This is a genomic window from Dactylosporangium sp. CA-152071 (assembly GCF_050936335.1).
GTDB classification, from domain to species: domain Bacteria; phylum Actinomycetota; class Actinomycetes; order Mycobacteriales; family Micromonosporaceae; genus Dactylosporangium; species Dactylosporangium maewongense.
This window is the reverse complement of the sequence record NZ_JBNJMZ010000001.1, coordinates 6,457,617-6,473,987: the sequence shown is the minus strand read 5'-3', so window position 1 is coordinate 6,473,987 and position 16,371 is coordinate 6,457,617. Positions and strand designations below refer to the sequence as shown.

Sequence of the window (16,371 nt, the reverse complement as noted above, 5' to 3'; positions counted from 1 at the left end):
GGGCAAAGCCGTCCCGCCCCCGGATGCCCGGGTGCGGGACGGCCTTTTCCTGCGGGTACGTCAGACCTTGTAGGTGAAGGTCGACGTCGTGGCAGCAGCGCTGGTGCCACCCTTCGTGATGACCTGGAGCTGGACCGGGCCCGCAGGGCGCGGCGGCAGGTACACCTTGAGCCTGGTGTCGGAGAGCCTGACGAACGAGACCGCGACGCCGTTGGAGGTGACCTTGTCGACGGCCACGAAGTTGCTGCCGGAGACCTCGACGGTCGTCCATGTCCTGGTGCCGCCGGTCGCCGGGGCCACCGCGGACACGACCGGCGCGGGCGGCGCGACGTAGGTGAACGGCGCCGAGACGCCCTCGACGGTGCCGCCGACCGTGGTCACCCGCACGGTCGCCTGGCCCGCCGCGTGGACCGGCATCGTGACCTTCAGCTGCGTGTCGGAGACCCGCTGGTACAGGGCGGCCACCCCGCCGACGCTGACCCCGGTGACGCCGCCGAGGTTGGTGCCGGTGACGACCACCGGGGTGGGCAGGTAGGTCGGGCCGCTGGTCACGCTCAGCGAGACGATGGTCGGCGCGGGCGGGTTGACGATCGCGAGCTTGTCGGCGGCGACCGTGGCGCTGATGCCGGACGGGGTCACGACCGTCACGTCGTAGATGCCGGGGACGAGCTTCGCGGGCACGGTGAAGGTGATCGTCGTCGGCGACAGCACCTTCACCTTGGCGGCGGGGTTGGCGCCGATGCGCACCGCGGTCGCGCCGTCGAAGCCGGCGCCGGTGACCGTGAGGACGTCACCGCCGACGACGGACGCGCTCGCGGCGCTGAGGCTCGTCACGACGGGCAGCGGCGGCTGGTACAGGAAGCGCGCCTGCGAGTTCAGCGTGCTGGCCCCGGCGACGTTGACGACGGTCACGTCGACGGCACCCTTGGCGTGCGCGGGCGACGTGGCGACCAGGCTGATGACGCCGTTCGTCTCGACCTTGCGGAACTGGGCCGCGGTCTCGCCGAACTTCACCGTCGTGGCGGTGGCCAGGTTGCCGCCGGTGATGGTGACCTCGGTGCCGCCGGTGATCGGCCCGCGGACCTGCGACAGCGTCGACACCGACGGCCGGGGCACGGTGACCTTCGACGGGGTGGTCACGCCGGAGATGGTGTACGCGGCCTGCACGTTGGTGTTGACGAACGCCCAGGCGAGGTGCGCGTCGCCGGAGGCGCCCCACGCGGTGCCCCACTGGTTGCGGATCCACACGCCCTCGGCGTCGTACGCGTACGCGGTGACCATGTGCCCGCCGAGGTTCGTGCCGCTGGTCGTCTGGTAGAGCGCGCCGCCGGTCAGGTACATGAAGTCCTTGAAGACCGGCATGCCGATCGCGACCGGCGAGCCGGCGGCGATCGCGGTCTCCACCGCGACCTGCCCGGCGGTGCCCTGGCCCGAGCCGGTCCACAGGGTCTTCCAGCTGGAGACCTTGTAGTTCTTGGCGTTCGCGATCTCCGCGGCGGTCGGCGGGATCGTGTAGTTGGTGGTGCCCTGCAGGTAGTCGTCCTGGGTGTCGACGCCGTTGACGGCGGCCTCGGTCAGCGCCTTCTCCGGCGACAGGCCCGCGTTCGGCGCGCCGCCCTTCTGCACCGACCGCATGTAGAGGTACAGCGGCGCGTACGGGGCGCCGGTCCCGCCGTCACGCTTCGCGTAGTAGCCCATGATCGAGTGGGCGATGGTCCAGGCGACGCACGAGCCGATCTGGCCCTGGTCGCCGACGGCCGGCAGGTCGGCCTTCACGCTCGCGCTGTCCGGCAGCGTCCCGTACACGCCGGGCTGCGACTTCGCGTTGACCCGGGTGGTCGGCTCGGTGAACCCGCCGACCTTGTGCGGCAGCGCGGCCGGGGTGACCGCCGCGGCCGCCGCCGGGTTCACCGCCACAAGGGTGCCGCCTGCCGCCATCAGCAGGCCGAAGATGGTGCGTGCTCCAGGGTGCATCCGTGCTCCTCGAGGGTCGGTGACCGCGACGTGCGTGCCATCGACCCCACCCCCGGCGGCATGAGGCGTCACCGGAAAGCCCACCCGGCCGGTGTCCACCGGCCGGATGACACGCGCGCTAGGCTCCGGGGTCGTGCCGGTGATCGCGCTGCTCGCGGCGATGGGGGCCTTCCACGGCCTCAACCCCGGCATGGGCTGGCTGCTGGCGGTCGCCAACGGGGTGCAGGAGCGCAGCCGGGCCGCGGTGCTCCGGGCCCTCGCGCCGATCGCGGCCGGGCACGCCGCCTCGATCTTCGTGGTCGCCGGCCTGGTCAGCGCCCTGCAGTCGGTGGTCGCGACCCGGGTCGTGGCGATCGGCGGCGGCCTCGTGCTCGTCGGCTTCGGGCTGTGGCGGGCGGTGTCGCGCCGGCACGTCGGCCCGCCGGGCCTGCACCTGTCCGCCGCGCAGCTGGCCGGGTGGTCGTTTCTGATGTCGAGCGTGCACGGCGCCGGCCTGATGCTCGTGCCCGTGCTGGTCGCCGACCCGCCGCCGGGTCTCGGGCACGCCCACGCCGCCTCGGCTCTCGGTGATCCGCTGTGGGCGGGCTTCCTGGCCACCGGCGTGCACACCGCCGCCATGGTCACCGTCGCCGGCGCGATCGCACTCGTGGTCTACCAGACGGTGGGGCTGCGGCTCTCCCGGCTGGCCCGCGTCAACCTGGACACCGTCTGGGCGGTGGCACTGGTCGGCGCGGGCCTCGCGACGCTCGCCGCCTCCTACTAGACGTCCGTGATCCGGAGCTCCTCGCTCAGCGGGTGCGCGCCGGTCGCGGGTAGGCGCAGCCACACCACCCGGACGGTGCCGCCGGCCCAGCCCACGCCGAGCACGCCGGACCTCTCGCCCCGCGTGACCGGCGTCGTGCCGACCCTCCCGGTCGCGACGTCGATCCTGAACAGGGTCACGACCCCCGCGGGGTCGCTCAGCGCCACCGCGAGGGTGCGGCCGTCGGGCGAGAGCCGCATGACCCGCGTCGCCGCGCAGGGCAGGTATGCGACGAACAGCTGCTTTCCGGTGTCCAGCGCGACGGCCCTCAGCCCGCATGACGCATGCGGGGCCGCGAGGAGCAGGCCACCCTGGACCGTCAGGCTGTGCGTCTCCCAGGAGGGCACCGGTTCGAGGCCCGTGAGCCTGTGCTCGGCACCCGTCGCGAGGTCGTGGGCCATGATCCGGCCGGGGGTGCGGTACAGGTAGGCGGTCGTCGCGGTGGCGCCGAGGAGCTCGACGTCCTGGCCCTGGACGCGCACCTCCCGCTGCAGGCCGACCTGCCCGCCGGCGTCCAGCACCAGCAGGCGGATCGCGAAGTCGCTGACGTCGGGGCCGTCCTCGCGGCTGACGCCGGGCTTGAGGTTCTTGCCGCCGAGGACCACGGAGCGGCCGTCGTCGAGCGGGACCCAGGCCCGGACGTCGTCGACGATCTCGGGGACGGGGGTGCCGTCCAGGTGCCTGTCGGCGCCGAGCTCGTACAGCGCGCGCACCTGCGGGACCGTGACCTTGCCGCCGTTCTTGTCCGGCCCCAGCGCCCAGCCGGCGTTGAGCGGCAGGCGCTGCCTCGGCCCTTGGTCTTGGATTGTTCGGCTTGGGGCTGCCGGCCCGACGGCCGGTCCGCCCGGATTTAACGCGATGATTGCGGTGACAGCCGCTACGGCCGTCACGGCGACCGCCCCGAGCGCGGCGGACGTCGCCGTGCGCCGGCGGTTGCGGCGGTGCCTTCGCAGTACAGCATCCAGATCCGGACCCGCGGCGGGCACCGCATCGGCGGCGCGGCGGATCACCTCGGTGATGTCTCCGGTCGTCATCCCTGCTCCTCACCCAGCGACTGGCGCAGCTCGGCGAGGCCGCGCGCCATCCGGCTCTTGACCGTGCCCTCGGCGACGCCGAGCACGGTGGCGGTCTCCACGGTGGACAGGTCCAGCAGGACCCGGCAGACGATCACGGCCCGCTGCGGCAGCGGCAGCCGCCGCAGCGCGGCGAGGGCGCCGGCATGCGTGTCGGGCCCCTCCTTCACGCCGCCGACGGCGCCCGCGTCGGGGTCCGGATACGGCAACGGGCGCTCCCGCCGGACCTTGCGCCACCAGGAGGTGGCCCAGTTGAGTCCGACGCGGAACGCCCATCCACCCGGGTTGTCGTGGTCACGGACCCGGCCCCAGTGGGCGTAGGCGCGTGCCATCGCCTCATCCGCGGCCTCGCGGGCCAGCTGCGGATCGCCGAGGGTGACGGCGAGCGCGCGGTAGAGCCGATCGGCTTCGAACCGGTAGAACGACTCGAAGTCGTTGCTTGTCGCGGTCATTACTGGCGTCCCCACAGCACACACACGCCTGGGGGCGCCGACGCGTTCCCTAGCTCTTCAGACTTTTCAGCGCCGCCGCCACCGCGTCGGCGAGGGTCGTGGTGGGGCGGCCGATGAGCGTCGACAGGTCGGCGCCGGGCACGTCGAGGCTACCGGCGGCGATCGACGCGTCGGCCGCGGCCAGCAGCCGCGCGAACTGCTCCGGCAGCCCGAACCCGATCAGCGCCTGCGCGTAGTCGTCGGCCGGCAGGTCCCGGTACTCCACCTTGGTGCCGGACTGCGCGGTGACCTCGGCGGCGAGGTCGTTGAGCGACATGGTGGCGTCGCCGCCGGTCTCGTAGATCTTCCCCTCGTGCCCCTCTCCGGTGAGCACCGCGACGGCACCCTCGGCGAAGTCCTCGCGAGTCGCGGCGGCGACGCGGCCCTCGCCCGCGGCGCCGAGGATCACGCCGTGCTGCAGCGCGGTGGCCAGGCCGGCCGTGTAGTTCTCGAAGTACCAGTTGTTGCGCAGGAAGGTGTACGGCAGCCCCGACGCGACGATGAGCTCCTCGGTCGCCTTGTGCTCGGGCGCGAGCGGGTTCGCCGACGTGTCGGCCCTGGTGATGCTCGTGTAGACGATGTGGCCCACACCCGCCTTCACGGCGGCGTCGACGACGGCCCGGTGCTGGTCGAGCCGCCGGCCGGCGTCGCTGCCGGAGATGAACAGCAGCCGGTCGGTGCCCTCGAACGCCGGCACGAGCGTCTCCGGCTTGTCGTAGTCGGCGTGCCTGCCGCTGGCCTTCGTGGTGTCGCGAACCGCGGCGACCACGTCGACGCCCCGCTGCCTGAGCTGGTCGACGACCAGGCGGCCGAGCTGCCCGGTGGCGCCGGTGACGGTGATGGTCATGAGAACTCCCTCGTCCTGTTTGCTATCTCCAAGAAAGCACTAACTTCTGGAAAGTGCAAACCTTGAGTTACCGTAGTCTCATGTCGTACGAGGAGCTGGTCTTCGACGTCTTCGCCAGGAACTGCACGTCGCGCCCCGTCATGGACACGGTCGCCGGCCGCTGGGGCATCCTGTCGATGGCGGCGCTGCTGGGCGGCACGCACCGGTTCAACGAGCTGCGCCGCCGCGTCGACGGCGTGAGCGAGAAGATGCTGTCGCAGACCCTCCACGCCCTCGAGCGCGACGGCCTGGTCCTGCGCACGGTGCAGAGCACGATCCCGCCCCGCGTCGAGTACAGCCTCACCGACACCGGCCGCCGGATCGCGACGAAGCTCATGGAGCTGATCGACCTCGTGGAGTCCGAGATGCCGGGGATCTCCGCCGCGCAGGCCCGCTACGACGCCCTCTAGCTCGTGGCGTGGGTCTCGATCAGGTCCGCGACCCTCAGCAGCGGCGCGACCTGCCCGGGGATGTTGTCCGGCGCGCCGAGCCGCCCCTGGAAGAACGTCAGCAGCTCGTTGCCCTCGACGCTCCAGTCCGGCAGCCATCCGGCGACGTGCTCCGCCACGAGCTGGCCGCCGATCACCGCTCTGACCAGGCTCGGGTCGCTCGCGTTCACCCGGTACGCGCTGTCGAACGCCTCATACCCGATCGCCGTCGCCTTGTCCCCGAACAGCGACCGCCACAGCTTCGACCCGCCGCCCCGCTTGTGCACGGCCACCGTCGGCCGCGGCATCCGCAGCCGCACCACCACCGCGACATGATGGTGCGTGGTCGACGTGGTGTGCGTCGTCCCGTTGGCATCCGTCGAGGTCGACGAGGTCGTGTACGAATAGTCGGCGATGCTCACCGGGCGCCCGCCCACCGTCCCGAACAGCGCGAGCGACACGCCCCGCCGGTTCCGCCCCGGCATCCGCCGTCCCCAGTCGACCTGCGGCCTCACCACGACCTGCCAACCGTGCCGCTTCGCCCACACCCGCAGCGCCTCGACCCGCTCCCGCTCCCGCCGCGCCGACACCACCGCCGTGACGACGATCAGCACGATCGCCACCCCGAAACAGGCGACACCACCGATGACGATGGCCGAGGAGTCCATACATCCACGCTAAAGTCCCGGTGCCAGTTCCGCTTCCCGGCGCCGCGCCACCTGCCGCGCCGCTTGTCCGCTCCGCACCTCCCCGCCCGCGAGGTTCCCAGCATGCACCTGTTCGAGTCCCTGATCGAGCCGGCGGCTGCCCTCACGGTGATCCCAGAAGCCGCCGCGACCCGATCCCACCGCTACGGGGGCCTGCCCGGCCTGCCCCGCGGGACCGACTGGCCCACCCACCACGGCACCCCCATGGTCCTGCTCGCCCGCCTCGACTGCGCCGACCTCGCCGCCGTGCTCCCGGACACCTGGACCCTCCCCCGCACCGGCGAGCTGCTCTTCTTCCACGCCGAGCCCCCAGCTGCCGCCCGATTCGGGAGCTCCTCCACCGCCGACCGGTTCAGGGACTCCTCCATGGCCGGCCGGTTCGGGGACGGGCAGCCGTTCCCCCGCAACGATTCCGCCACCGGCCCGCAGCGGTTCTTCCGAGACGAGTCGTCCGCCGCCGGCCGGTCCGGGGACGCGCAGCCCTCCACCGCTTACCGGTTCAAGAACCCGCCGCCGTCCTCCCGCGACGAGCCCTCCGCCGACCGGTTCGTTGACGCGCAGCCGTTCCCCGGCGAGGAGCGCTCCACCGCCGACCGGTTCGAGGACCTTCGGCCGCTCCTTAGCGACGGGTTCTCCGCCGCAGAGGGCCAGTTCGGCGACGCCCTCGACGACGGCTGCCGGGTCCTGCACGTCCCGGCCGGGCTGCCCCCACGCCCCGCACCGCCGGGCACCTGGGTCGTCCCGCCGCTGTGCCTGGCGGCGGACCGGGTGGGGTCCGTCCCGCCGTACGACGCGCCCGCCCTCGCCCACGTCTTCGCCCTCGACCCGGTCGCCGCGATGACCGCCCGCGAACACGCCGAGGACACCGCCGGCCGGCCGCCCCGCCACCAGGTGCTCGGCTGGCAGCGGGACGCGTTCCTGCACCTGCCGGGCCTGCGCCCGCTCCTCCAGCTGGAGGCCGAGCCGGGCACCGCCTGGGGCGAGGTCGTCAACGTCTCCTTCTGGCTCCCCGAAGCCGACCTCGCCACCGGCCGCCTCACCGCCGCCCGCCGCTACCTCGAGATCGCGTAGCCCGACCGCGCGGCCTCGCCACCGAGCCGCCTCACCGCCGCGACCTTGAGATCGCGTAGCCCCGACCGACTCGGCTCGCTGTCACCCCACCGCCAAGAGCGCCTCCAAGGCTTCCCCCGTCGCTGGGTGGTCGGCGAGCAGCGCCCGCACGGCGGACGGTCCCGGACCCGCCAAGCCCGCGGCGGACGCCTGCCCCGGGGCGGCGGACGCCGCGAGCAGTTCGAGGTCCGACCAGCCGGGGCTCTCGCCGCCGTCGCCCGGGACACCGAGCAGGCCGGCGATCCCGTCAGCCGCGGAAGGGTGCCCGGCGAGCAGCCGCATGACCGGCACGGCCGCGTCCCACCGCTCCGACCCGGGCCCGAACCCGTCGCCGCCTCCGACCAGGTCACCGAGGCCGCCGATGGCGCCGCCGCCGTGGGCCGCGGCACCCGGGGCGGGCGCGGTGACGGTCCAGGGCGGGGCCCAGGCGTCGACGGCGGGCAGGGTGCCGGGGAACGTCCGGCCGGCCTCGCGGATCAGGACGGGCACGAGCTCGCCCGCCTGGTCGCGCAGCGTGGTGATGAGCGTCGGGAGCCACGGCAGCAGGACCGGGTCGGGCAGGTGGGCGAACGCGTCCGACATCACCTCGACCACGAACGCGGCCAGCTTCGGCACCGGCTCCAGCGCCTGGACGAACCCGCTCAGGTACTGCGGGAACGTCGGCACCACGAGCGGGTTGCCCAGCAGGTCGGCGCAGCGGGCCCGCAGGTCCGCCAGGGGCAGCAGGCCGAGCTGGTGCTGCGCGGCCCAGAGCAGCGCGACCTTCGCCGGTGACTCGGGGTGCGACTGCCGGACGGCGAGCTCCAGCTGGGCCCGGTCGCAGCCGAGCGACAGCGCCAGGCCCTCCATGGTGAAGAGGAAGCCGAGCATCGCGCCGACCTGCCGGACCCCCGTCTCGTCGTCGACGAACGCGGTCGGCAGGAGCGTGCAGTAGTGCGCGTAGCCGGTGGTGACGAACGACGCGCACCACGACGGCAGCTCCGGCTCGGTCGACCGGTAGTGCGCCAGCAGCCGGCGGATGCGCCGCAGGACGTCGGGGGCGTCGTCGACGGTGCGCTCGGCGGAGAGCAGCTCGACGGCCCGCGCGCCGAGCTCGTCGGTGAACCTGCGGCTGCCGAGGAACAGGATCGAGTCCTCGACGGCGCGCAGGGCGACGGCGGCGGTCGCGTCGGGCGCGTACACGGACCGGCGGAGCCTGCGCTCCACGACCTGCTCGACGGTGACGCCCTCATAGCCGAGCTCGATGATGAACCGCTGATGCTTGCCGATCGAGAGGTCCCAGCTCTCCTGGACCGACCGCTCGCCGAGCCGCCGCGAGCCCATGATCGGCCGGACGGCGCCGTCGGGCAGCAGGTACCGCAGCATCCACAGCAGATGGGAGCAGGGAACCAGCTCGGGCTGCCCGTTGAGGTCGAGCAGCGCCCGCTGCACCGTGCTCTTGCGCAGGTCGAGGCCGATCGGGGCGAGCCGGTCGTAGACGTCGCGAGCCAGTGGCGGCAGGGCCTCGTAGCCGACCTGGCCGACGCGGTCGCCGCCGAGCAGGATCTCGCAGAGCCGCCGCACGTCGCGCCGGCCCGGGACCACGTCCTTCTCGATGCAGGTGACGGCCGCGTCCTGGAAGTCGTACGGCGTGGGCCGCGCCCGGTTGCGCATGCCGGCGAGCAGGATCGACGTCTCGAAGACGGCGATCGCGTCGGCGGTGCTGGCGAGGTACCCGTTGCGCCGGGCCAGCCGGACGATGTCGACGGACCAGCCGAGCAGCTCCTCCTCGTCGAACCCGTGCAGGTCGGGCGGGCTGGCCAGGAACTGGGTCAGCTGGTCGGCGACGGGAGCCGTCTCGACCGGCGCGGCGGCCGGGCGGGCGGGCTTCTTCTTGCCGCCGCGCTGCCCCTCGAGCTGAAACGTGGCGAGCTTCGACCGGCTGACCGCCTTGGCCCAGGTCGCCGCCGCGATCGACACCGAGCCGGAGGCGAGCCCGAACTGGCCTTCGATCGCCGAGTGGCTGGACGGGATCAGCCCGTACAGCCACTTCGTCGCGGTGCGTGGGCTGATCTCGAACGGCGCCGCGTCCGGTCCGGTGCCGAACTGCTCGACCCGGCTGGCGGCGTGGAAGGCGCCGCACACGTACAGGCAGTCGGCCCGGTCGACGCCGGAGGTGGCGAGGTGCTCGCGCATGCGGGTCCACATGTAGCGCTCGCGGTCCTCGTCGACCGTGACCCGCTCGGTGTCGCTGGGCGCCAGCCGCCGGAAGAGGCTGCCGATCAGCACCATGACCTGCCGGTATGTCGCGTAGTCGGCGTCGACGAGCGGCTGCTCGACGTACTGGTCCCACCACTCCGACCAGTGCCGCACCTTGCCGTGGTGCAGCAGGTGCGTCTCCAGCTCGGCGAAGCGCGGCCGCAGGTCGCCGATCTCGATGCCGACCGCGTCGCCGTGCAGCGCGCCGGCGTCCTCGGCGTCCGACGCGTCGGCCTCGGACGGCGCGACACCCGACCCGGCGCCGGACGGCTCGGCGTCGGCCGGGGTTTCTTCGCCGGACGCGCCGGAGGTACGCGGCTGCCACTGGAAGACGTGGTCGGTGGAGCGGTCGACCAGCACCAGCTCGACGCCGGGGGTCTCCAGCGCGTACGCGATCGCCTGGTATTCGGCGGACGCTTCCGTGATCGGCGCGATGACGCTGAGCGGCCCCCAGTCCTTCGGGAACGTGTCCAGCTCCGACGCGAACGCCTGCAACGCCACCGGCAGCCGGCAGTTGCGCAGCTCCGTCAGCAGCGGTGCCAGGTCCTCGCACAGCTCCAGGTAGATCACCTTCGGCTGCTTCTCGCGCAGCCTGCGGACCATGGCGAGGGCGGACGCCGGCGAGTGGTGGCAGACCGGGAAGATCTCCAGCTCCTCGCGCAGCGCCCGGTCGACGTCGTCCACGATCCCGGAGAGGATCCCGGGCACGGCGCCGGGCGAGCCGGCGAACGCCGTCGCCGCCTCGACCAGCTGCTGCCGCAAGGCCCCGAACGGCTCGCTCATGACAAGGTGGCGATCGCCTCGCGGCCGCCTTCGAGGAAGGCCTGCCAGTCCCCGCCGTCCTGCTTGCTGCGCGGCTCGACGACGCCGTGCCAGTACTTGTTGAGGATCGCGAGGTCCTCGGGGGTGCGGCGGGCGAGCGACCCGACGAGCGAACCGGCGAGGGTCTGCGCCCGCAGGGTCCGGTCGCCGAAGAACGTGCTGTGCAGGATCGCGTCCTCCAGCACGCCGATCTGCTCGGCGGTCGACAGCGCCGACTCGAGCTTCTCGTCGTCACTGGTCGCCGATGCCGCCGCGGTCCGGAGGTCGGCGAAGCTCTGCAGCAGGATGTCGAGCAGGTTGGGCGGCACGTCGAGCTCGATCTGGTGCCGGCGCAGCAGCTCTGTGGTGCGGAACCGGACGATCTCCGCCTCGCTGCGCTTGTTGGTCACGACGGGGATGCGCACGAAGTTGAACCGGCGCTTGAGGGCCGACGACAGGTCGTTGACCCCGCGGTCCCGGCTGTTCGCGGTCGCGATGATCGAGAAGCCGGGCTGCGCGAACACGATGTTGTCGTCGTCGAGCTCGGGGATCGACACGTACTTCTCGGACAGGATCGAGATCAGCGCGTCCTGCACGTCACTGGTGGAGCGGGTCAGCTCCTCGAACCGGCCGATGACGCCCCGCTCCATCGCCGTCATGATCGGCGACGGGATCATCGAGGCGCGGGACTGGCCCTTGGCGATGACCATCGAGACGTTCCACGAGTACTTGATGTGGTCCTCGGTCGTGCCGGCGGTGCCCTGCACGACGAGCGTCGAGTTGCGGGAGATGGCCGCCGCGAGGAGCTCGGCGAGCCAGCTCTTGCCGGTGCCGGGGTCGCCGATGAGCAGCAGGCCGCGGTCGGACGCGAGCGTCACGATGCTGCGCTCGACGAAGCTGCGGTCGCCGAACCACTTCTGCGACACCTCACGGTCGAGGCCGTCCGCGCGCTCCGAACCGAGCACGAACAGGCGGACCATCTTGGGGCTCAACCGCCACGAGAACGGCTTCGGCCCGTCGTCGATCGACTCGAGCCAGTCGAGCTCATCGGCATACTTGACCTCGGCGGGGGCGCGGAGCATGTCGGTCATGTCGGGTCTCCTATGCGAGGAAGTTCTTGAGTTCGGTGATGAGCTTGCGGATGTGGCCGGAGATCACGGGCGTGCCCATGTCCTTGAAGCGCTGCCGGAACCACGGGTTGACGCTCTGCTGGCCGCCGCTGCTGACGGAGCCGATCGGGATGAACCTGACGCCGGAGCGGTGCACCGCCTGGATGCCTTCCAGCAGCGGCTGCGACCGGTCGAACTCGTAGAAGTCCGAGATCCAGACCATCACCGTGTTGCTCGGGTCGGCGATCTTCGGACGGGCCATCGCCATCGCGACCGGCCCGTCGTTGCCGCCGCCGAGCCGCGTGCGCAGCAGCACCTCGAACGGGTCGTGCACCCACGGCGTCAGGTCCAGCGCCCGCGTGTCGTAGGCGATCAGGTGCACGTCGACCTTCGGCAGCCCCGCGAAGATGGACGCGAGGATGGTGCAGTTGACCATCGAGTCGACCATCGAACCGGACTGGTCGACCACGACGATGAGCCTCGCCGGGGTGGTGCGCTTCGCGGTCTGCCGGTAGAAGAGGCGGTCGACGTAGAGCCGCTCGTCGTCGGGGCTCCAGTTGGTCAGGTTCTTCCAGATGGTGCGCTCGAGGTCGAGGTTGCGATAGACCCGCTTCGGCGGCACCGACCGGTCGATCACGCCGGCGCTGCTCTGCTGCACCTGGGTGCGCAGCACCTCGGCGACCTCGTCCACGAACCGGCGGATCAACGCCTTCGCGTTGGCGAGGGCGACGCCGGACAGGTTGCTCTTGTCGCGCAGCAGCTGCTCGATGAGCGACATGCTCGGCGTCAGCTGCTTGGCGAGCGCCGGGTTGGCCAGGACCTCCCGCAGGTGCATCCGCTTGACCAGGTCGCCTTCGAGCCCGCCGAGCACCCCGGCGAGCCCGCCGGCGTTGGGCTTGCCGCGCAGCTCCCCGGGATTCATGCCGAGCGCCCGCTCGAACCACCCCGCGTCGGCCTGCCAGTTGGCCAGCTGCCCGGCGCTCACACTGCCGCTGCCGGTCGCGAACACGTTGATCAGCAGCTTGGACACCAGCGCCGCCCGCCGCACCTCGTCACCCGCCGCGCCCACCACGCTCAGCGAGGTGCCCGAAGCCGTGCCTGCCGGGGTGCCTGGCAACGCCGCTGCTCCAGCGCCCCCCGAAGCGTCCTCCCCGGCGCCCGCCGAGGCTTCCGGCCCGGTGCCGGCCGAACCGCCCGATGACGCGCCGGGTGCGGTGCCCGCCGAACCGCCCGCGGGCGACCCCGGTCCAGACCCCACTGCAGAGCCCGGGCCGGTAGCCGCAGCAGAGCCCGGCCCATTGGCCGCAGCAGAGTCCGGCCCGGTAGCCGCAGCAGAGCCCGCCGGCGGGCCCGGGAGCGAGCCCGGCGCAGCGCCCGCGGAGGCGCCCGGACCAGTAGCCACCGAAGGCCCCGCCGGAGTGGCCGATGTCGGGTCGGCCGGGGTCATCAGGCCGTCGAAGGCGCCGGCCAGCTCGGGGTGGCGCTGGACCAGGTTGTCGACGGAGACGGCCGGGTCGAGCAGCGCCGGGGGCAGGCCGATGTCCTCGACGATGGCGACGCTCGCCGCCTCCAACGCCTGTTGCTCGTCGGTCTGGAAGACCCGGGACAGCATCCGCCAGTAGAGGACCTGGCGACGGTTCTCGTCGCTCATCGGCGCAGCAACCTTCCGGCCCGCTCGCGGAGGACCGCGACCGCGTCGCCGGCCGCGGCGGCCGCCTTGACGACCTTCGGGTCGGTGGGGCCGAGGGCCCAGTCGGTGGTGTGGGTCGCCACGGGCTGGCGCTTGACCATGGTGAGGACCGCGACCGGCTGCAGCGACCAGCCGCCGTCCCACCGCAGCAGGCCGATGCAGGCCTGCGAGGCGGCGACGAGCTGCGGGGTCAGCGGCCCGCACGACGGCAGCCGCGTCGTGTCGACGGCGATCGCCTGGTCGCCGAGCGTGAACGTGCCGCCGTCGGCCGCATAGCCCTCGACGAGGACAGGCTCGCCGATGCGGGCCGGGTGGCGCTCCAGCGGCGGCACCGCCGGTGCGACCGCGCCGGGCAGCAGCACCCGGGCGGTGGCGAACGGGTCGGCGGGCGGCCCGGCCTTGGCCTGCGCGTCGCTCCAGACCAGGTCGCCGCTGTCGAGCAGCGGCAGGTCGGTGACGTCGAGGGTCAGCCGCTCCGCGAGGGCGCCGAGCAGCACGGGATGCGCCGCGAACAGCCGCCACACGGCCGGCCCGACGATCGTGTCGACCTTCGGGGCGGCGACGCTGGTGCGCACGAGGCGCGGCGCGGCACCGGGGGTCTCGAGGATGCCGTGCACCTGGATCTGCACGGCGGTCGCGTGCTCGTGGACGTCGGCGCCCAGCAGCAGGAGCCGGCCGCTGACCGGCTCGGACGCGGTGGCCCGGCCGCCGTCCTGGGCCAGGAGCATCGCGCGGCTCCACAGGTCGCCCCAGCGCCGCAGCGGCAGCCGGTCCATGGTGGCGATCGGGCTGCACGCGCGCAGCTCCGCGGCGAGCCCGTCGAGCAGCGTCGCGAGGCGGCGCAGCCGCGGCTCGGCGAGGGTCGCCGCGATGATCTGGCCGGCGGTGGTGACCAGGTCGTGGTCGACGCCGCGCCAGCCGGTGATCGCGAGCTCCCGCAGCCAGGAGCGGCTGCCCGCGAGCAGGTTGCCGGCGGCCGCGACGTCGTCGCCGGCGCGGGCGGGCCACGTCGGCCGGGTGCGGCCGAGCGCCGCGTCGGCCTGGGCGAGCAGTGCGTCGTGGACGGCGCCGAACAGCGCCGACCGGGCGCCGGCCAGGGCGAGCAGGTGCTCGTCGGAGATCGACCCGGCGGCGATCTTGTCGGCGGCCTCGGCGACCCGGTCGCGCAGCGGGCTGCCGGCGAACGCGTCGGCGAGGCCCGTGAACACGGACGGGGAGACCCTGGCGAGCCCGTCGGCGAGGGCATGGTCGACGGAGCCGGCCAGGTCGAGGGCCTCGGGCACGCCCGGGGCGGGGTCGGCGAGCAACGCGCCGAGCTGGGTCTCAAGCATCAGCGGACCACCCGACCGGGCGCGAGACGGAAAGAACAGCGCATCATCGGGCCGCCCCGACCGACGGGAACCAGTGCAGCTCGGGCACGGGCTGCGTGGTGTCGGGCAGCTCCAGATAGGCCAGGTGGCGCAGGAAGCTGCTGAACACGGTCGCCGCGGGGGACGGCTCGTGGTGCGCGCGCAGCGCGCCGGCGAGGCTCGCGCCCGGCTCGGCGTCGATGCGCAGATAGCGGGCGACCCGGTCGGCGCCATACTGCAGCACCGCCTCGTCGAGCAGCGCCTGCAGGTGCTTGCACGGATAGGACCCGCGCAGCCCACCGCAGGGGCGGTTGTTGTTGGTGCTGCAGCTCAGGCCGTGGCTGCCGGCCCCGATCGAGGAGACATAGACCCGCTCCACGTCGGAGCCGCTCGACACGACCCCCTGCAACCGCCCGTCGGCCAGCTCGACGAACGGCACCTTGGCCAGCTTGCGCGGCTTCACCGGCGGGATGATGGGCGCTACCGAGCGCCGCTCAACGTCCACAGCCATCGACCTCCAGCGTCGGACGATCCTTGACGCCGGTAGTTCTACAGCATCGGTACGACAAAATTTCCGACGGCGGCCTTCAAGCAGCTCGGGACGTCCTCGGCATGGTATGGCCATTCATCTGGCTCGATATTAGCGAGGAAGTTGGCGTAGACGGCGGCGCCGAGCAGCGGGGCCACGGGCCGCAGCAGCGTCACCACCCGTGACGGGTCGCAGCCGGGCACGGCGGCGCGCCACAACGAGGACCACCGCGCCAGCAGCGCCTCGGACGACTCGAGACCGCCGCACAGCCGGAGGATGTCGAACCCGGGATGCCCGAGGTAGGCGTCGCCCCAGTCCAGCACCGCCGGCGGTACATGAGCCGCAGAACGCACATTGCCGGGGTGGAAGTCACCGTGGACGAGCGTCTCCGGCACCCCGCACGCGGCAACGGCGGCCAGCCGCGTGGGCAGCGCGTCGAGGACCGCCTCGAGCCCGTCGATCCGGCCGAGCCAGGGGGTGGCGGCCGCGGTGATCTGCTCCAGGAGGAGGCCGCCGCGGCGGTCGAGGATGCCGGGCAGCACCGGCTGGTCCCGCAGGAACCGCAGCTGGAGGTCGTGCAGCAGGTCGACCATCGGCAGCCGGTCGGCCTCGGGCGCGCCGAAGCGGTCCTCGCCGTCCAGGTGCGACAGGAGCTGGCGGCCCTCGCCGTCGGCGGCGAGCAGGGTCGGCGCGGCGCCGGGCGCCACCGCGTTGAGCCAGCTCAGCACGGCGGTCTCGGCACGCAGGAAGGCGGGCAGCTCCTTGAGCCACACCGTGTCGCCGCCGGTCTCCAGCCGCCACAGCGACGACAGGTTCCAGGTCTTCACCTGCACCATGTCCGAGATTTCGGAAATATGTGACGAAGCCCATTCGAGTGACCGTGTGGGCCCGCCCACCGCCGCGTAAGCAGCACGCAACGGATGCGACGACAGCATGCCGGAGAACGGCAGCACGCCCGCAGGCGCGGAAGGCGCGGAAGCGAGATACGTGACCGACCCGCCCGGCTGCTCCGGCAGCGACGTGGACAGCAGCCGCAGCACGGTGACCGTCACCCCGAACCGCGCACGGGCGGCGGAGACCACCGACGCGATCTCCGACCACCACGGTATCTCGACCTCGAACGGCGGCAACGCGCCGAGCACGTCGCCGCCGGACGAGACGAGCACAAGCGAGACGGTCCTCAT

Annotated in this window: 14 protein-coding genes; 3 read left to right on the top strand and 11 right to left on the bottom strand. The window is 72.9% G+C overall.

Annotated elements, in window-relative coordinates; translation table 11 throughout:
- Positions 1 to 60: 60 nt before the first annotated feature.
- A complete protein-coding gene (locus ACQEVZ_RS29080; RefSeq protein WP_433372246.1) occupies positions 61 to 1,974 on the bottom strand; it encodes an IPT/TIG domain-containing protein in 1,914 nt (637 codons plus the stop codon).
- Positions 1,975 to 2,080: 106 nt separating this feature from the next.
- Here ACQEVZ_RS29080 and ACQEVZ_RS29075 point away from each other — a divergent pair, with 106 nt between their 5' ends.
- Entirely contained in the window at positions 2,081 to 2,737 is a 657-nt protein-coding gene (locus ACQEVZ_RS29075; protein WP_360573384.1) for a hypothetical protein, read from the top strand.
- Here ACQEVZ_RS29075 and ACQEVZ_RS29070 read toward each other — a convergent pair.
- From ACQEVZ_RS29070 to ACQEVZ_RS29060, 3 genes are read right to left on the bottom strand one after another with little or no spacing between them, the layout of a single operon-like run.
- A complete protein-coding gene (locus ACQEVZ_RS29070) occupies positions 2,734 to 3,810 on the bottom strand; it encodes a hypothetical protein (RefSeq protein ID WP_433372243.1) in 1,077 nt (358 codons plus the stop codon). The two genes, ACQEVZ_RS29075 and ACQEVZ_RS29070, sit on opposite strands and share 4 nt — an antisense overlap.
- Positions 3,807 to 4,301 carry a SigE family RNA polymerase sigma factor gene (locus tag ACQEVZ_RS29065; RefSeq protein WP_354889786.1) on the bottom strand — a complete coding sequence of 165 codons (495 nt, stop codon included), beginning with the start codon at positions 4,299 to 4,301 and terminating at the stop codon, positions 3,807 to 3,809. The genes ACQEVZ_RS29070 and ACQEVZ_RS29065 overlap by 4 nt, the downstream gene beginning before the upstream one ends.
- A 49-nt stretch (positions 4,302 to 4,350) precedes the next feature.
- Complete coding sequence (locus tag ACQEVZ_RS29060; protein WP_433372239.1) at positions 4,351 to 5,187, bottom strand: SDR family oxidoreductase; 837 nt, start codon at positions 5,185 to 5,187, stop codon at positions 4,351 to 4,353.
- A gap of 80 nt (positions 5,188 to 5,267) precedes the next feature.
- Here ACQEVZ_RS29060 and ACQEVZ_RS29055 point away from each other — a divergent pair, with 80 nt between their 5' ends.
- Positions 5,268 to 5,636 (top strand): winged helix-turn-helix transcriptional regulator, encoded by a 369-nt coding sequence (locus tag ACQEVZ_RS29055; RefSeq protein ID WP_344501268.1) that lies wholly within the window; start codon positions 5,268 to 5,270, stop codon positions 5,634 to 5,636.
- On the opposite strand, the gene ACQEVZ_RS29050 is transcribed toward ACQEVZ_RS29055, so the two are convergent.
- Positions 5,633 to 6,322, bottom strand: coding sequence for a hypothetical protein (locus tag ACQEVZ_RS29050; RefSeq protein ID WP_433372236.1), 690 nt, complete (start codon positions 6,320 to 6,322; stop codon positions 5,633 to 5,635). The two genes, ACQEVZ_RS29055 and ACQEVZ_RS29050, sit on opposite strands and share 4 nt — an antisense overlap.
- A gap of 102 nt (positions 6,323 to 6,424) precedes the next feature.
- On the opposite strand from ACQEVZ_RS29050, the gene ACQEVZ_RS29045 reads away from it, so the two are divergent.
- On the top strand, positions 6,425 to 7,432 hold the full coding sequence (locus ACQEVZ_RS29045; protein WP_433372233.1) for a DUF1963 domain-containing protein: 1,008 nt from the start codon (positions 6,425 to 6,427) through the stop codon (positions 7,430 to 7,432).
- 81 nt (positions 7,433 to 7,513) lie between these two features.
- Here the strand turns inward: ACQEVZ_RS29045 and ACQEVZ_RS29040 are convergent, their stop codons facing one another.
- From ACQEVZ_RS29040 to ACQEVZ_RS29015, 6 genes are read right to left on the bottom strand one after another with little or no spacing between them, the layout of a single operon-like run.
- Entirely contained in the window at positions 7,514 to 10,492 is a 2,979-nt protein-coding gene (locus ACQEVZ_RS29040; protein WP_433372230.1) for a DUF5682 family protein, read from the bottom strand.
- Entirely contained in the window at positions 10,489 to 11,601 is a 1,113-nt protein-coding gene (locus tag ACQEVZ_RS29035) for an ATP-binding protein (protein WP_433372227.1), read from the bottom strand. Before ACQEVZ_RS29035 ends, ACQEVZ_RS29040 begins: the two co-directional genes overlap by 4 nt.
- A gap of 10 nt (positions 11,602 to 11,611) precedes the next feature.
- On the bottom strand, positions 11,612 to 13,270 hold the full coding sequence (locus ACQEVZ_RS29030; RefSeq protein ID WP_433372224.1) for a VWA domain-containing protein: 1,659 nt from the start codon (positions 13,268 to 13,270) through the stop codon (positions 11,612 to 11,614).
- Positions 13,267 to 14,640 (bottom strand): hypothetical protein, encoded by a 1,374-nt coding sequence (locus tag ACQEVZ_RS29025; protein WP_433372221.1) that lies wholly within the window; start codon positions 14,638 to 14,640, stop codon positions 13,267 to 13,269. The genes ACQEVZ_RS29030 and ACQEVZ_RS29025 overlap by 4 nt, the downstream gene beginning before the upstream one ends.
- Positions 14,641 to 14,683: 43 nt before the next feature.
- Positions 14,684 to 15,169: a hypothetical protein gene (locus tag ACQEVZ_RS29020; RefSeq protein WP_344501261.1), complete on the bottom strand. Its 486-nt coding sequence runs from the start codon at positions 15,167 to 15,169 to the stop codon at positions 14,684 to 14,686.
- Positions 15,170 to 15,207: 38 nt separating this feature from the next.
- Complete coding sequence (locus tag ACQEVZ_RS29015) at positions 15,208 to 16,371, bottom strand: phosphotransferase family protein (protein ID WP_433372218.1); 1,164 nt, start codon at positions 16,369 to 16,371, stop codon at positions 15,208 to 15,210.

Bases quoted from the DNA above. Each gene is read 5' to 3' on its own strand.
- ACQEVZ_RS29080 (WP_433372246.1), bottom strand. From the start codon at position 1,974: ATGCACCCTGGAGCACGCACCATCTTCGGCCTGCTGATGGCGGCAGGC.
- ACQEVZ_RS29075 (WP_360573384.1), top strand. From the start codon at position 2,081: ATGACACGCGCGCTAGGCTCCGGGGTCGTGCCGGTGATCGCGCTGCTC.
- ACQEVZ_RS29070 (WP_433372243.1), bottom strand. From the start codon at position 3,810: ATGACGACCGGAGACATCACCGAGGTGATCCGCCGCGCCGCCGATGCG.
- ACQEVZ_RS29065 (WP_354889786.1), bottom strand. From the start codon at position 4,301: ATGACCGCGACAAGCAACGACTTCGAGTCGTTCTACCGGTTCGAAGCC.
- ACQEVZ_RS29060 (WP_433372239.1), bottom strand. From the start codon at position 5,187: ATGACCATCACCGTCACCGGCGCCACCGGGCAGCTCGGCCGCCTGGTC.
- ACQEVZ_RS29055 (WP_344501268.1), top strand. From the start codon at position 5,268: ATGTCGTACGAGGAGCTGGTCTTCGACGTCTTCGCCAGGAACTGCACG.
- ACQEVZ_RS29050 (WP_433372236.1), bottom strand. From the start codon at position 6,322: ATGGACTCCTCGGCCATCGTCATCGGTGGTGTCGCCTGTTTCGGGGTG.
- ACQEVZ_RS29045 (WP_433372233.1), top strand. From the start codon at position 6,425: ATGCACCTGTTCGAGTCCCTGATCGAGCCGGCGGCTGCCCTCACGGTG.
- ACQEVZ_RS29040 (WP_433372230.1), bottom strand. From the start codon at position 10,492: ATGAGCGAGCCGTTCGGGGCCTTGCGGCAGCAGCTGGTCGAGGCGGCG.
- ACQEVZ_RS29035 (WP_433372227.1), bottom strand. From the start codon at position 11,601: ATGACCGACATGCTCCGCGCCCCCGCCGAGGTCAAGTATGCCGATGAG.
- ACQEVZ_RS29030 (WP_433372224.1), bottom strand. From the start codon at position 13,270: ATGAGCGACGAGAACCGTCGCCAGGTCCTCTACTGGCGGATGCTGTCC.
- ACQEVZ_RS29025 (WP_433372221.1), bottom strand. From the start codon at position 14,640: ATGCTTGAGACCCAGCTCGGCGCGTTGCTCGCCGACCCCGCCCCGGGC.
- ACQEVZ_RS29020 (WP_344501261.1), bottom strand. From the start codon at position 15,169: ATGGCTGTGGACGTTGAGCGGCGCTCGGTAGCGCCCATCATCCCGCCG.
- ACQEVZ_RS29015 (WP_433372218.1), bottom strand. From the start codon at position 16,371: ATGAGGACCGTCTCGCTTGTGCTCGTCTCGTCCGGCGGCGACGTGCTC.